This window comes from Chryseobacterium carnipullorum (genome assembly GCF_900142785.1).
Lineage (GTDB): Bacteria > Bacteroidota > Bacteroidia > Flavobacteriales > Weeksellaceae > Chryseobacterium > Chryseobacterium carnipullorum.
This window is the reverse complement of sequence record NZ_FRCD01000024.1, coordinates 15915-31427: the sequence shown is the minus strand read 5'-3', so window position 1 is coordinate 31427 and position 15513 is coordinate 15915. Positions and strand designations below refer to the sequence as shown.

Sequence of the window (15513 nt, the reverse complement as noted above, 5' to 3'; positions counted from 1 at the left end):
GTATTATTCTTAATTACGCTGTCACGGGTCTTTTTGCAGGAGCATCATCTCTGTCGAAAACTCTGTTGATCACTGCATTTTGGTTTTTCTCAAACATTTTGTGGCTTCCCGGAGCCGGAGCACCGCTTGGTACCGGAGCTACAACCTGGATTCCTGTATCTCTGAAATTTCTCAGGATATAAGACCATGCCCCCATGTTTTCAGGTTCTTCCTGAGCCCAAACCAATTGTGTTCTGTTGTCATATTTGCTGAAGATCGCATCTATTGCATCTGCCTGAAGCGGGTACAACTGCTCTAATCTTACCAATGCAATATTTTCACAATTCAGTTCTTCTTTCTTCGCTAATAATTCGAAGTATAGTTTCCCTGAACACAACACTAATTTTTCAACTTTTTTAGGATCTGCAGTAGGATCGTCCAATATTGGCTGGAATGAACCGTTTGCAAAATCTTCCAGTGGAGAAACCACTTTAGGATGTCTCAATAAAGATTTAGGACTCATTACGACCAACGGCTTTCTGAATGACCATTTAAGCTGTCTTCTTAATAAGTGGAAATAATTGGCAGGTGAAGTGATATTGGCTACCACCATATTTTCGTTCGCACAAAGCGTTAAGAATCTTTCTAATCTTGCAGAAGAGTGTTCTGCTCCCTGACCTTCTGAACCGTGAGGCAACAGCATCACCAATCCGTCCTGGATCTTCCATTTCTCTTCAGCTGCCGCCAGATACTGGTCAACGATGATCTGAGCACCGTTTACAAAGTCTCCGAACTGAGCTTCCCAGATGGTCAATGTATTAGGAGAAACCATGGCATATCCATAGTCAAAACCTAAAACTCCATATTCTGAAAGGTGAGAGTTGAATACATCAAATCTGCTTTCTGACACGTGTCTCAAAGGAATATACTCTTCTTCTGTATCTTCAGTTTTTACCACCGCATGTCTGTGAGAGAATGTTCCTCTTTCCACATCTTCTCCGGAAATTCTTACATTGTGGCCTTCCACAAGAAGGGTAGCATACGCCAACCACTCGCCAAGAGCCCAGTCTAATGAATTTCCTTCGATCGCCTTAACACGGTTATCAAACAGTCTTGTAATTTTATTGATGAACTTTTTATCAGCAGGAAGAGATGACATTTTAATGGCCAGTTCTTTAAGCTTCTCTAAGTCAAATTTTGTATCTACAGGAATCTGAACAGCACCTCTTTTTCCGATAGGATAATTGATCCAGTCATCTGCCATGAACAGGTCCATTGCATTTTTCTCAATCTCCTTGGAAGCATCAAAATCTTTATCTAAAAGTGCTTTGAAATCTGATTCCATTTTGGCAATCACATCGTTGGACGTGATGCTGTCCTTAAGCAATTTATCTTTATAAATTTCTCTTGGATTCGGGTGTTTTGAAATTAATTTATACAGATTAGGCTGCGTGAATCTAGGCTCATCTCCTTCGTTGTGCCCATATTTTCTGTATCCTAATAAATCGATATAAACATCTTTCCCAAACTTCGCTCTGAAATCTGCTGCAAAATGCATTGCATGAACTACCGCTTCAGCATCGTCAGCATTAACGTGCATCACCGGCGATTCTGTTACTTTTGCAATATCTGTACAGTAGGTTGAAGATCTTGCATCTGCATAGTTAGTCGTAAATGAAACCTGATTGTTCACAACGATATGAACAGTTCCTCCTGTTTTATATCCTTCCAGCGTCATCATCTGAGCTACTTCGTAAGCAATTCCCTGACCGGCAATAGCACCGTCACCATGGATTACGATTGGAAGAATCTTGGAACCGTCTCCTTTGTATTTGTCATCTATCTTCGCGCGGCAGATCCCTTCTACAAGAGCTGCTACGGTTTCAAGGTGAGATGGATTCGGGGTAAGGTTGATGGCTACTTCTTCTCCTGAAGCAGTTTTCACTTTTTTAGATGATCCCAGGTGATATTTAACGTCACCGGAGAATACATCCTCTTCGAATTCTTTTCCTTCAAATTCCGAGAAGATTTGCTTGTAAGATTTTCCGAAAATGTTTGACAACACGTTCAGTCTTCCTCTGTGAGCCATTCCCAGAACTACTTCGTCTACTCCTAATTGAGAAGATCTAGAGATCAACTGATCCAATGCAGGGATTAAAGTTTCACCACCTTCCAGCGAGAATCTCTTTTGTCCTACAAATTTGGTATGAAGATAGTTTTCAAAAGCTACTGCCTGATTTAATTTTAATAAAATCTCAGTTTTTTCATTTGCAGAAAGACTTGGGTGGTTTTCGTTCACCTGAAGCCATTTCTTGATGAAGTCTTTTTCTTCAACGTTGTTGATATACGTGTATTCTACTCCGATAGAATCGCAGTAGATACTTTCCAAATGCTTGATCAGGTCCTGTAGTGTTGCAGGTTCTTTCATTCCTGTTTCAACAGCACAGTTGAATTTCGTATTTAAATCCTCCTTGCTAAGACCGAAGTTCTCGATGTCTAAAGTAGGCGTATAGTGTCTTCTTTCTCTAACTGGGTTGGTCTTTGTGAACAAGTGCCCTCTCGTTCTGTAAGCCTCAATAAGGTTTACTACCTTGAACTCTTTTTTGATGTGCTCAGGAACTTCTCCGCTGGATACTGCCTGAGAGATTTGCTGTACTGCCGGAGCAGCGTTGGCCGGGGCCTGAATGTATTGAACGTTATCATCATCTCCATAGTTCTCCAAAGCAAAATCGAAACCTTGAAAAAAGGCTTTCCATGATGGCTCCAAAGAATCCGGGAATTTTAAGTACTGTTGGTATAAATCCTCAATTAACTGAGAATGAGCTGCGTTTAGGAATGAAAATCTGTCCATTATTACAGTTTATCTATTATTAAAATTTATTTGTAGAATTAATCTTCAAATTTAATAAAAAAAACCGAGTTAAGACAGCCTGAGACCGTTAAAAAAAATTAAGAAAAAAATAATTAAAAAAAAATCACTTAAACACTGATAATGAGAGCTTCATGTTGACCTCCTGCCCTTCGATCGGACGTTCAATAAAGGTCTGACGGATATCTCCGAAGCGCATCTCGTCTTTTTTGGCCTTCTGAATCAGCTGCTGAACTGCCCTTATTCTGCCTTCATAATTTCCTTTGTAGTACATCACGTAATTTTGAGAAGCATTCACCGTACGGAAATTGAAGTTATTATCCGTTACTCCAATCTTTTTGGAAAGTGGAATTCCCATGAAGTAAGAAACCTCTTTGTCTTTATAATTATCCGCATCGGTAATAAGTACAGGAAAGCCGAATTCATCGTCTTTTTTGCCCAGATCCATTGTTACATAATTATAAATCTTACTGTAATTCATCACAATATTTTTATAAAGGGATTCTTTTTTGTTGGACGCACTTACATTGATTCCCAAAAGCACCTTACTTTCTTCATTTTCCACCATCAGACTGTCATATTTGATGGAAGCCATCTGGTTATCTTTTTCCACTTTATTACCCAAAACATTTTTGAGGTTAACCATACTTTTGTCAATATTTTCAGCAAACCGGTCTTCTGTCCAGAAATTCTCTACTCTCCTCAACACGGAAAGTTTTGGGGTGTGGACAAGCCATGTAATCTTTGTTTTTCCAGCAGAAATGGCTTTAAATTTAACATCAACTACCGTAGGATTTTCGTTTCTGTCCTCGAAAAGCTGATAACGCAGACTTTTTTCAGGGTTTTCGTAGCGGATGAACATTTCTCCGTCTGTATCATTTTTTGGATCGACATAACTGATTGCCCCTCCCTGGCCTTCATAAGGCGTATAATAATCTATATCAATAGACGGTGAACTCGTAAAAAAGTTATTCCAGCGGGTAAAGTGCTGAAGATTATTAAACTGGGGAAAGACTTTATCGATAGGATAATCGATCTCTTTTTCTATCTTAAAATCCTTGTTTTCATCTACAAAATAGTACATGGAAGCAGCATAAGCTCCTACCACTAAAACAAGAATTACGGCTATAATTTTAAAAAAACGCATCGCACAAAAGTAATACAAATAAAAAAAGTGACCAATATCATGATCACTCTAGTTTTTAGGTTTAACACTTATTAACCTCATGAAGGTTAAAGTCAGAAAAAATGGATAATGGAAGATGGAATACTATTTGGGAATTTAATTATTCAAATTCCTTCGTGATTCTTTTGGCAGGAAAATTTCACCCATCAATCTTCCATCTCCCTTTCTATTCAGCCTATATGAGTTCCGGAAGGAAGAACAGCTCCTTTTTTCACCACAACAATTCCATCCTGAACGGAATGGGTTCCGTAGTCGCCGTCCGGAAGATGTTTCCCTCCAATAATCTTCACATTGTCTCCGATGTAGCAGTTTTTATCAAGGATCGCCTTCTCAATGTAGCAGTATTTTCCGATTCCCATATTGGGACGCCCGCTTCTGTCGTTGATAACAATTTCTGTCGTATTCTGGTAAAAATCGGCCCCCATTACATAGGAATTGACGATGGTACTCCCTTTGTCTATCCTGGTTCTGTTTCCGATCACAGAATTTTCGATCTTATCAGCCATAATGATACATCCGTCTCCGAAAACAGCTTTACTCACATAAGAACCGTTGATCTTTGATGGCGGAAGCATCCTTGCTCTGGTATAAATGGGTGAAGAAGAAAACAGGTTAAACTGCGGAAGATCCTGACAAAGATCCAGATTCGCTTCATAAAATGATTCTATCGTTCCAATGTCTGTCCAGTAGCCTTCGTACTGATAACTCAAGGTTTTATACTTTCCGATGGAGTTTGGAATGATATCTTTTCCGAAATCATCACCAGCCCCGTCTTCAAACATTTTTTTCAAAATCGTTCTGGTGAAAATATAAATTCCCATCGATGCCAGATATTCTTTCCCTTTATGCTTGTTTTCCTCTGAAACTTCAGATTTCAGGCCATCCAGGATATCATATTCCGGCTTTTCATAGAAAGAGGTAATGTTGCCGTCATCATCAGATTTTAAAATTCCGAATCCAGTAGCATCTTTCGCCACTACGGGAATGGTAGCAATGGTGACGTCGCCTCCGTTTTCAATGTGAAAATCCAGCATTTCCCTGAAATCCATCTGATAGAGCTGGTCACCGGAAAGGATGAGAATATAGTCATAATCATACTTTTCCAGGTGCTTCATCGACTGGCGTACTGCATCTGCCGTTCCCTGATACCAGCTTTCATTTTCTACATTCTGCTCAGCAGCAAGAATATCTACGAATCCTTTGCTGAAAATGTCAAAGTGATAAGAATTCTTGATATGTGAATTTAAGGAAGCTGAATTAAACTGCGTTAAAACCAGGATTTTATTCAGTCCTGAATTCAGACAGTTAGAAATAGGGATATCTACCAGCCTGTATTTTCCTGCAATAGGAACTGCCGGTTTAGATCTTGAATATGTTAACGGGAATAATCTTGTCCCTCTGCCGCCTCCCAAAACAATGGAGATTACATTTCGTTTCATAGGTATCTTGCGTTTTGTTGAATTAAATTTACTGTTCTATTCTTAGTGTTAATTGCTATTTTAAAGCACTCTTTATTCTTGTATACGAATGCATTGACATCCCCAATGACCCGAAATTTATTCTTATTATTCAGTTCCATCATTTTGATTATCCTTTTCTAAATGGAAAGAATGGTGATTATGAGGAAAAATAATTTGGTAGTTTTACTCTCATCAGTTATTGTATAAAGCTATATATTTTTCTGCAGATTTCTCCCATGCAAAATCAAAATTCATGTTGGCATGAATAAGTTCTTTCATGACGCCTTTCTGATTATAAACCCCTAATGCCCTGTTCATTGCATGAACGATATCGTCTACTCCCGGATAGGTAAAGTTAAGTCCTGCTCCTCCTGTTGAAATATCTTCTACGGTATCCCTGAGTCCTCCGGTGTATCTTACAACAGGTACCGTGCCATATCTCATAGAATACATTTGGTTCAGTCCGCAGGGTTCCACTCTTGAAGGCATCAGCAGAAAGTCTGCCGAAGCATAGATCTTATGGGAAAGATGTTCTTTGTACCCGAGATCTAATGCAAAATTGGTATAGGTATATTCATACTCTTTCAGCTTGTTTTCAATATAACTATTTCCGGAACCCAGAATCATAATATTCAAGGCGCCATAGCTTTGTTTGATGCTCTTCCAGACAACATCAGGCAGAAAATCTGCTCCTTTTTCCGTAGCAAATCTTCCAATAAAGGCAAACAATGGAAGATCGGGCTTTAAACCATATTCCTTACAGAGCTTTTCTTTATTCTTCTTTTTTTGGGCCACTGCATTTTTTATATTGAAATTAAAATCCAGCATCGGGTCGGTCTCAGGATCCCAAACTTCCGTATCAATTCCGTTGATAATACCGTATGCTTTCCCAAACTCTTCACGCACCAAGCTCTCCAGTCCCCGGAAGCTGATAAAAAGTTCTTCCAGATAACCCTCTGAAACGGTTGTAAAAGCGTGAGAACATTTGATCATACTTGCCAGTGGATTGATAAAACCGTTCCAGTCCATTAAACCCCATTTGTAGGCATCAAAAGACGGCAGATAATTCGCCATATTCCAGCTCATCATTCCCTGATACTCTCCGTTGTGGATAGTTCCTATTGTTTTTACTCCTTTTAAAAATTCAAATTCAGGACAATGCTGGGTCATAAAAGGCACCAACCCTGTATGGTAATCGTGACAGTGCAATACATCGGGACGAATCTTCATAGCACTCAGCCAATGCAATACACCATGCTGAAAAGCGATAAACTGAAAACTTTCGTCCTGATAACCGTAAGGGTTTTCTCTGTCTAAAAGCCCTGGTATTTTTACCATATAAAGCTCAAATCCCAAAACATCTGATTTCTCCTTCATAACCTGAACCTGAAGCATGTCTGGGCCCTGATGAATAAAGCCATCAAAAACTATGTCAAACTCATGATGATGAACAAAAGATTTATTGTACCAGGGCATAACTACCTTAGCGTCTATCCCTTTTATTTTATTCTGATATTTTGGCAGCGCGCCCACAACATCAGCCAGACCGCCCACTTTGGCAATCGGGTAACATTCTGTACTTAGGTGATATATTATCATAGTCTTTTCCTTACTCATTCTTAAATATCATTTATTTTTTATTCTAAACCATCTCTATTCCGTTTTCCATTCCTATTTTTACTAATCCTAAAAATAGGAATCAAATGGCCGTCTTCCAGCCTTTCCTGTTGAATCACAATACTGATCTCTTGTGATGTGAATGTCAGGATTCCATAGTTTTGTAATCTTTCTATATCAAATGGTTCCGATCTCTCATTTTCGGAATGCATTCTTTTCAGCTGTACCTTACCATGATCTGATGCTTCAATATCTTTCAATTCTGCATGATCAATGGATTCTGCAGAAAAGTAACTGAACATAAAGTCAGTTTGACCGATCAGGTATTGTATTATCAAAACTGCTTCGTCATCATGGGTCGTAAAAATGACTTCCGATACCCTATTGTCTGAAAATTCTACTTTATGTTTTTCTATTTTAAAATGAAAAAAGTAAAGTTCTTTATTCAATCTCCCTTCTAAAACAGGTGGATCAAATCCTGCTTCATCAAATTCTTTCAGTGTTTCTTCATCGAAATCCAATCGTACAGTGTATTCTTTTATTTCCCTGTACTCTTTTCCTAAAATATCTAAAACCTGAATCATTTCTTATGCTGTTTTATCCTGTGAATCTTATACTTTTTATCTTTTTTCTGTCTTAAAACAATACCCGCCAGCGGAGGCAGCTTTATCGTAATGGATTTTGGATGCCGCATCCATTCTTCAGATTTTTCATTCAAAATATCCGCATCTGCACCACTTCCATTGTATTTCTGATCGTCGGAATTAAGAATGACTTCCCAATGCGTTCCTGCATTGACTCCGATTTTATATTCTAAAACATTTGGGGTAAGGTTCAGAATCACCATCAAAACATCCTCTCTCTTTTTACCTTTCCTCAGATACACATAGACAGAATTCTCAAGATCATCAGCTTCTACCCATTCAAAACCGTTTTTATTAAACTGATTTTCATAGAAGGCAGATTCATCACGATAAAGATGATTCAGATCCTTTACGAGAGTCTGCATTCCTTTATGAACAGGATACTCCAGCAAATGCCAGTCCAGACTGCGGGTAAAATTCCATTCGCCTGTTTGTGCAAATTCGTCTCCCATAAAAAGAAGCTTTGCTCCCGGATGGGTATACATATAAACATACAATGCACGGAGATTGGCAAATTTCTGCCATTCGTCTCCCGGCATTTTATAGATCAGACTTGCTTTTCCGTGGACCACTTCATCATGGGACAGCGGCATCATATAATTTTCATTATACATATATACGGAGGCAAAGGTGATTTTATGGTGGTGGTATTTCCTGTTTTCAGGAGCTTCTTTAAAATAATCCAGCGTATCATGCATCCACCCCATCATCCATTTCATTCCGAAACCTACTCCACCGTCATGAACGGGTTTTGTAAGCAAAGGAAAATCTGAGCTTTCTTCGGCTATCGTAATAATACTGTCACCAAATTCTTTATAAACCGCGGTGTTGAACTCCTGGAGAAAAGCTTTAGCTTCAAGGTTTACATTTCCGCCTTCAATATTGGGTTCCCACTCGCCTTCATTTCTGGAATAGTCCAGATGAAGCATCGATGTGACTGCGTCTACCCGAAGTCCGTCAGCGTGATATCGGTCTAACCAGAACATGGCATTGGAAATGAGAAAGGATTTAACTTCATTTCTGCCATAATTAAAAATATAGGACTTCCAGTCGGGATGAAAACCTTTTCTCGGATCTTCATGTTCATACAGATAAGAACCGTCGAAACGGTGAAGTCCGTTGGCATCACCCGGAAAATGAGAAGGGACCCAATCTAAAATTACTCCAATATCATTTTTATGAAGTTCATCGATCAGAAACATCAGATCCTGAGGAGAACCAAACCTTGATGTCGCCGCATAAAACCCTGTAATCTGGTATCCCCAGCTCGGATCATAAGGATATTCCATAACAGGCATCAATTCAACATGGGTAAAGCCCATTTCTTTTGCGTAAGGAACCAATTTTTCAGAGATGTCACGGTAATTCAAATACTTTTCCGGAGCGTTGCCTGGCCTTATCCAGGAACCTAAATGAAGTTCATATACCGATATCGGTGCGTCCAGACTGTTGATTTCCCGGCGCTTTTCCATCCATTCTTTATCGGTCCACTCATACCAGGTCGTAGAAACCAATGAGGCAGCCTGCAGATTTTGCTCCCAGCTCAAAGCATAAGGATCACTTTTTTCGAGAATTTCTCCTCTGGCTGTTTCTACCGCATATTTATATAAAGTTCCCCAGGTAAGTCCGGTTATAAAACCTTCCCAGATCCCGGATCCATCCCATCGCGGGAACAGAATATGATCTTCATGATTCCAGTTATTGAAATTTCCTATCACGGAAACTTTTTTTGCATTGGGAGCCCAGACCGAAAAATAGACGCCTTTTACACCGTCTTTTTCAACAGAATGTGCACCAAATTTCCCATACAGCTTGTAGTGTCTTCCTTCTTTAAAAAGGTAGACATCATGGTCAGTAAACAGTGTATAGGTTTTAACAGAATTCATCAAGATATTATTATACTTTATTTTTCTTTGAAACTACGAAAATTCCCTGCAATAATGGTTAAAAATTAATCAAATAATTATTATGTTAATTACTCTCATTTCGGCACATTGATCAAATATATTATTTTTTACATTCATTTTTTTATGATTTTAAAACAATCTTTTTTATAAATTTAGCTGCCAATTTATATTAAACACATAAGATGAGGTTTGAACTTTATACAGAAGAAAGCGACGACAGAACGGTATACATCACCGGAAATTTCAACAACTGGAACCCCAGAGATTCCAATTATCAGCTTAAACAGCTGGATTCACACCATTATTTCATTGAGATCAATAGCGAAATCCTTGCCGATATTGTGGAATACAAATTCACGAAAGGAGGTTGGGAAAATGTAGAGCTCGACAAATATGGAAATATCACCCCCAACCGTAAGGCTGAAAAGTCCGTGGGAAAGGCATCAGATATCATAGAAAAATGGAGGCTCAACTGGGGACCTTTCAAAAAAGAATTCTTCCCGATTGCAGAAGTGATTTCTGACGAATTTTATATTCCACAACTTGAACGGTACCGGAAAGTATGGGCTGTTCTCCCCTATGATTACTATGTTGCAGACAAAAGTTATCCTGTCCTTTATCTTCAGGATGCTCAAAATCTTTTCAACGAAGGAAGCGGGTACGGAAACTGGGAAATTGATAAGAAACTGTCTATCCTTGCGGAATACAGCCGTGGCGATGTCATTATTATAGCTATAGAACACGGCAGTGAAGAGCGTATCAAGGAATATATTTTTGATAATGATCATGTAGCCAATGGCTCTGAGGGTAAAAAATACATCCGCTTCATCACAGACACTTTAAAACCTTTTGTGGATGACCACTACCGCACCAAAAAGGATCGTGACAATACAGGAATCGGAGGCAGCTCTTTAGGTGCACTGATCAGCATTTACAGTGGTTTTCTTTATCCGGAGGTTTATTCTAAACTGCTGATTTTCTCTCCGTCACTGTGGGTAGAGCCGAATAATAATTTCCCGATGATGAACTTCAGAGTTCCGTTTAAAACAAAGATCTATCTCTACGGAGGAGGTCAGGAAGGCTCTAAGATGGTCAAAAGAATCCATGTTTTTGAAGAATATTTAAAACGCTGGGAGAAGAAAAATCTTTTTGATTTTGAGTTTAAAACCAGCATCAATCCGGAAGGAACCCACAGTGAATTTTACTGGTCTCAGGAATTCCCAAGAGCTATTGAATGGCTTTTCTACGACAACACAGAAAATCCCGTAGAAGTACAACCACAACAACAAAGTATTAAAAATTAAGTTTATGAAACTAATCAATAAAAAAAATAAAAACTACACCCAGATTTTTCAACTTTTCACAGAAGAAGAATGGAAAAAATCGGGTAAAAAATACAATAAAAATATAGCCCCCTTTTTCAGCGGAAAGAAACATGAGGTATTTATTCATACTGATTCAGAAAGTATCACTTATCTGATCGGCTTGGGAAAATCTACCCTGCAGAACTTCGAAGTCCAGCAGGTGGCGGTAAAATTTACTCAAACCCAGAACGAAAAAATCCAGGCTGTGCCTACTTTGGTTTTAGCAGATTTTCTGAACGAAAAACAGTTCTCAGAATTCGTAAAAGGCTTATTGTTGGGAACTTACCATTATCCTTTTGACAAAAAGCATGCGTTCTGGAACTCCAGATTTGAGATTCACTTTGAAAATTTAAGCCAGAAAAAATTAGATGGTATCAGTGAAAAAGCCGAAGCACTGGCTAACGGGCAGACGGCCTGTCAGGAATGGCTGAACAAACCGGCCAATCTTAAGAAACCAGACATTTTAAGTCTTTACCTTAAAAATTTAGCAAAGAAATACGATTTAAAGTACACGGTATTTAACAGGAAGAAATGCGAGGAATTAGGTCTTGGCGCTTATCTTTCAGTCAATCAGGGAAGCGCTTATGATGCTGCCTTTACGATCATAGAATATAAAACCCAAGTAAAAAATGCCAAAACATTTGGTCTGGTGGGAAAATGCGTTCTTTTTGATACCGGTGGAATCTCTCTGAAGAATCCGGACAATATGCACTATATGAAGTCTGATATGGGGGGTGCAACAGCTGTTATCGGAACATTAATTTACGCAGCAGAGATGAAACTTCCGGTGAATATTGTGGCGGTACTTCCTATCACAGACAATGCAATCTCTGAAAATGCTTTCCTTCCAAGTGATGTCATCACTGCCTACAACGGAAAAACCATTGAAGTACTGAATACAGATGCAGAAGGCAGAATGATTCTTGCAGATGGTCTTTCTTATCTGTCAAAAAACTATAAAACAGATTTCCTTATCGATCTTGCGACGCTGACGGGAAGTTCTGTCAGAATGTTCGGTGATACTTGTGGAGCGATGTTTTCCAACAATGATGAATTGAAAAATATTTTGATAAAAACCGGAGATACCACCAATCAAAGAGTATGGAATCTTCCTTTGTGGGAGGTATGGAAAGATGATATTCAATCTGATGTGGCAGACCTTAAAAATATCTCAATGAAACCTATCGGAGATTGTATCGTAGCCGCTAAATTTTTGGAGCAGTTTATTGAAAACCATCCTCGATGGGCCCATCTGGACATCGCAGGTGTTGCCTTCGGAAGTACGGGATACGCAAAGGAGAAGGCAGCAACCGGTTTTGGAGTACAATTGCTGGCCGATTTAATGGAAAATTATCACTAAAAATTAGTTTTTTTCAAAAATTCTCTGTATACTTGATTATAGATTCTCAAAAACGCAGTTTATTTCTATTTTTACCATTGATTAATCAATAGAAATACGCTTTTATCTTTGATAATTTACTAAAAATTAAAAAACATTATATGGAGGAGAAAATTATAGTATGTATTTCGTGCTATTACAAGGGCTATGACTTCATGGATGAAATGAAGAAGCTCGGTAATAAAATCATCTTAGTAACATCAGAGAGTCTTAAAGAGAAAAACTGGCCATGGCATGCTATTGACGAGGTCTTTTATATGTCTGAACTGAAGCCATCTGTGTGGAATCTGGAACATCTCGTTCAGGGATTTTCACATTTGATGAAAACCAGAAAAATAGATGCTGTGGTCGCACTTGATGATTATGATGTAGAAAAAGCAGCACTGATCAGAGAAACATTCCGCATTCCCGGAATGGGACAGACTACTCACAGGTATTTCAGAGATAAACTGGCAATGCGTCAGAAGGCAAAAGATTCGGGAATTAATGTTCCCGAGTTCACGGCAGTATTTAATAATGATGAGGTCAACAATTTTACAGAAAAAGTTCCGGGTCCGTGGGTATTAAAACCCCGTTCGGAAGCATCTGCATCGGGCATTAAAAAGTTTTCTTCCAAAGATGACCTCTGGGCTGAACTGGAATCACTCGGGGAAGAGCGACACCTGTTTCTGCTTGAAAGCTTTAAACCAGGAGATGTTTATCACGTAGACAGCCTGACCTTTAACAAAGAAATTGTCTTTACCGCGGCTTCCAAATATCTGGCTCCGCCTATGCAGGTTTCTCATGAAGGAGGGGTATTCCGATCCAAAACTCTGGGAAGATATTCTGAGGAATTTAAAGCTCTTGACGAAGTGAATGCAAAGGTTCTTTCCAGTTTCGGACTTCTCAACGGGGCTACACACACTGAATTTATCCGTGGAAAAGCTGACGGGAAATGGTATTTCCTTGAAACCTCTTCCAGGGTTGGTGGTGCCCATATTCCGGATCTTGTTGAAGCCTCCAGCAATATTAATATCTGGCGCGAATGGGCCAAAATTGAAGATGCCCTGCTGCGTGGAAAAAGCTATAAGGCTTCAAAACCTACCGGTTACTATTCCGGACTCATCGTAGCCCTGATCAAAGACAAACATCCTGATTACACTGCTTTTGAAAGTGAAGAAGCGGTCAGTTTCCTTCCGATTGATTACCATGTGGGAATTGTTTATAAATCTACAGACCCGGATATTATACAGGAAAGATTAGACAGCGCTGCAGAAAAAATTCAGGCTGAAATGCTGAATATTTTACCTCCCAAAAGCAAATTGACCAGCTAAAACACCGTATAACAAAAGAAAATTTATAATGCCGCATATAGAACATACAGATTATTATTCAAATATATTGGGAACCCGTCTTAAGGTAGAAGTTACCGGACATTATGGTCATCCGATCATCATGTTTCCCACTTCTCAGGGACAGTATACCCAAAATAACGATTTCCATCTTAATGGAAGTATCAACTGGTTTGTAGAACAAGGGAAAGTAAAACTTTATAATATTCAGACTATTGATGCATGGAGTTTTTATGACGAAAAGATTTCGCCTCAGCAAAGGATAAAGAATTATGAGCTGTATATGCAGTTTCTTATTCAGGAATTCATTCCCTATATCCAGAAGATGCACAAAACCCACCGTGTTGCAGTGGCCGGAGCAAGTTTCGGAGGTTATCATGCTGCCAATTTTGCGTTCAGATTTCCGGATGTAGTTTCGCATTTATTCTGCCTTTCGGGAGCATTCAGCATCAGGAATTTTATGGATGGATATTCTGATGAACTGGTCTATTTTAATTGCCCGAAAGAATTTGTGAAGAATGATGAAGCCTGGAAATACAAGCATATGCACATTGTCCTGAGTACTTCTGACCAGGATATCTGCAGGGATAAAAACATTGAAATGGCTGAGATTTTACGCTCAAAAGGGATTGATTTCTGGTATGATGAAAGAAAATGGATCAATCACGACTGGACCTTGTGGAGAATGGTATTTCCCACATTTATAGGTGCCTTTTTTTCCTGAAAAGCAGTACATTTAAGAAGATAAAATAATAATACATACATCAATTAAAAAACAGAAATTATGGCAAAAAAAGTGGGAATTCTATTCGGTATGGAAGATACATTTCCTTGGGCGTTTATCGACAAAGTGAATGAGCTGGGTGGCGGAGAAATCATTGCTGAACCGGTAAATATCGACAAACTAGAACAAGGCGCTGATTACGGCTATGCAGTCATTATCGACAGAATTTCGCAGGATGTTCCTTTTTACAGAGCGTATTTGAAAAATGCAGCACTCAACGGAACTTATGTTATCAATAATCCTTTCTGGTGGAGTGCGGATGAAAAATTTTTCAATAATGCACTGATGTCAAAACTGGGAATTCCGCTTCCTAAAACGGTATTGCTTCCTTCGCACGAAAGACCAACTGATACCTCCGAAACCTCATTCAGGAACCTTAAGTTTCCTCACGACTGGGAATATATTTTCGATTATGTAGGTTTTCCTGCTTATATGAAACCTCATGACGGTGGCGGCTGGAAAAGCGTTTACAGAGTTGAAAATCCGGATGATCTCTGGAATAAATTAAGCGAAACAGAACAACTGGTCATGATGGTTCAGGAAGAAATTGTTTTCGATGATTACTACAGGGTTTATTGTCTGGGTAAAAAATATGTTCATATTATGCCTTATGAACCCCGTAATGCCCATCATTTGAGATATGCCACAACACATCAGACTCAGGGGGCAGAGCTGGAAAAACTATTAAAAACGATTCATGATTACACGATCACTATGAATGAAGCCCTCGGCTATGATTTCAATACAGTAGAATTTGCAATCAGAGACGGAATTCCCTATGCTATCGATTTCTGCAATCCGGCTCCTGATGCAGACCGAAATTCTGTAGGCGAGGAAAACTTTGCATGGATCGTTGAACATTCGGCTAAACTGGCTATTGAAAAAGCTAAAGAATATGTTCCTGGAAAACCTAATATTTCGTGGGGCACCTTCGTAAAAGATTCAGTAAAATAAATATTTAAATAAAAAACAC

General features: G+C 38.9%; 11 protein-coding genes. 5 read left to right on the top strand and 6 right to left on the bottom strand.

All coding sequences use genetic code 11. The annotated features are described in order from the left end of the window. Window positions 1-13: 13 nt before the first annotated feature. The 6 genes from BUC06_RS21170 to glgB all read right to left on the bottom strand — a co-directional run bounded on the left by BUC06_RS21170 (window position 14) and on the right by glgB (window position 9641). Window positions 14-2830 (bottom strand): 2-oxoglutarate dehydrogenase E1 component, encoded by a 2817-nt coding sequence (locus BUC06_RS21170; RefSeq protein WP_073336284.1) that lies wholly within the window; start codon window positions 2828-2830, stop codon window positions 14-16. Between the two features lie 124 nt (window positions 2831-2954). After that, on the bottom strand, window positions 2955-3995 hold the full coding sequence (locus tag BUC06_RS21165; RefSeq protein WP_073336282.1) for an SRPBCC domain-containing protein: 1041 nt from the start codon (window positions 3993-3995) through the stop codon (window positions 2955-2957). Between the two features lie 209 nt (window positions 3996-4204). Then, window positions 4205-5473 (bottom strand): glucose-1-phosphate adenylyltransferase, encoded by a 1269-nt coding sequence (locus tag BUC06_RS21160; RefSeq protein WP_073336280.1) that lies wholly within the window; start codon window positions 5471-5473, stop codon window positions 4205-4207. Between the two features lie 213 nt (window positions 5474-5686). Beyond that, complete coding sequence (locus tag BUC06_RS21155) at window positions 5687-7093, bottom strand: glycogen synthase (RefSeq protein ID WP_073336337.1); 1407 nt, start codon at window positions 7091-7093, stop codon at window positions 5687-5689. A gap of 38 nt (window positions 7094-7131) precedes the next feature. Next, a complete protein-coding gene (locus tag BUC06_RS21150) occupies window positions 7132-7695 on the bottom strand; it encodes a hypothetical protein (protein ID WP_073336278.1) in 564 nt (187 codons plus the stop codon). After that, a complete protein-coding gene (glgB, locus tag BUC06_RS21145) occupies window positions 7692-9641 on the bottom strand; it encodes a 1,4-alpha-glucan branching protein GlgB (protein ID WP_073336276.1) in 1950 nt (649 codons plus the stop codon). The genes BUC06_RS21150 and glgB overlap by 4 nt, the downstream gene beginning before the upstream one ends. Window positions 9642-9844: 203 nt before the next feature. On the opposite strand from glgB, the gene BUC06_RS21140 reads away from it, so the two are divergent. The 5 genes from BUC06_RS21140 (at window position 9845) to BUC06_RS21120 (ending at window position 15494) form a co-directional block, all read left to right on the top strand. Next, window positions 9845-10966, top strand: a complete 1122-nt coding sequence (locus BUC06_RS21140) for an alpha/beta hydrolase-fold protein (protein WP_073336274.1) — start codon at window positions 9845-9847, stop codon at window positions 10964-10966. Between the two features lie 4 nt (window positions 10967-10970). Then, a complete protein-coding gene (locus tag BUC06_RS21135; protein ID WP_073336272.1) occupies window positions 10971-12386 on the top strand; it encodes a leucyl aminopeptidase family protein in 1416 nt (471 codons plus the stop codon). Window positions 12387-12526: 140 nt separating this feature from the next. Next, the gene (locus BUC06_RS21130; RefSeq protein ID WP_073336270.1) at window positions 12527-13738 is read left to right on the top strand and encodes an ATP-grasp domain-containing protein; all 1212 of its coding nucleotides are present in this window, start codon (window positions 12527-12529) and stop codon (window positions 13736-13738) included. Between the two features lie 28 nt (window positions 13739-13766). Continuing rightward, on the top strand, window positions 13767-14480 hold the full coding sequence (locus BUC06_RS21125) for an alpha/beta hydrolase-fold protein (protein ID WP_073336269.1): 714 nt from the start codon (window positions 13767-13769) through the stop codon (window positions 14478-14480). Window positions 14481-14540: 60 nt separating this feature from the next. Next, the gene (locus tag BUC06_RS21120; RefSeq protein ID WP_073336267.1) at window positions 14541-15494 is read left to right on the top strand and encodes an ATP-grasp domain-containing protein; all 954 of its coding nucleotides are present in this window, start codon (window positions 14541-14543) and stop codon (window positions 15492-15494) included. Window positions 15495-15513 lie beyond the last annotated feature (19 nt).

Coding starts and splice junctions, on each gene's coding strand:
- BUC06_RS21170 (WP_073336284.1), bottom strand. CDS start 2,830: ATGGACAGATTTTCATTCCTAAACGCAGCTCATTCTCAGTTAATTGAG.
- BUC06_RS21165 (WP_073336282.1), bottom strand. CDS start 3,995: ATGCGTTTTTTTAAAATTATAGCCGTAATTCTTGTTTTAGTGGTAGGA.
- BUC06_RS21160 (WP_073336280.1), bottom strand. CDS start 5,473: ATGAAACGAAATGTAATCTCCATTGTTTTGGGAGGCGGCAGAGGGACA.
- BUC06_RS21155 (WP_073336337.1), bottom strand. CDS start 7,093: ATGATAATATATCACCTAAGTACAGAATGTTACCCGATTGCCAAAGTG.
- BUC06_RS21150 (WP_073336278.1), bottom strand. CDS start 7,695: ATGATTCAGGTTTTAGATATTTTAGGAAAAGAGTACAGGGAAATAAAA.
- glgB (WP_073336276.1), bottom strand. CDS start 9,641: ATGAATTCTGTTAAAACCTATACACTGTTTACTGACCATGATGTCTAC.
- BUC06_RS21140 (WP_073336274.1), top strand. CDS start 9,845: ATGAGGTTTGAACTTTATACAGAAGAAAGCGACGACAGAACGGTATAC.
- BUC06_RS21135 (WP_073336272.1), top strand. CDS start 10,971: ATGAAACTAATCAATAAAAAAAATAAAAACTACACCCAGATTTTTCAA.
- BUC06_RS21130 (WP_073336270.1), top strand. CDS start 12,527: ATGGAGGAGAAAATTATAGTATGTATTTCGTGCTATTACAAGGGCTAT.
- BUC06_RS21125 (WP_073336269.1), top strand. CDS start 13,767: ATGCCGCATATAGAACATACAGATTATTATTCAAATATATTGGGAACC.
- BUC06_RS21120 (WP_073336267.1), top strand. CDS start 14,541: ATGGCAAAAAAAGTGGGAATTCTATTCGGTATGGAAGATACATTTCCT.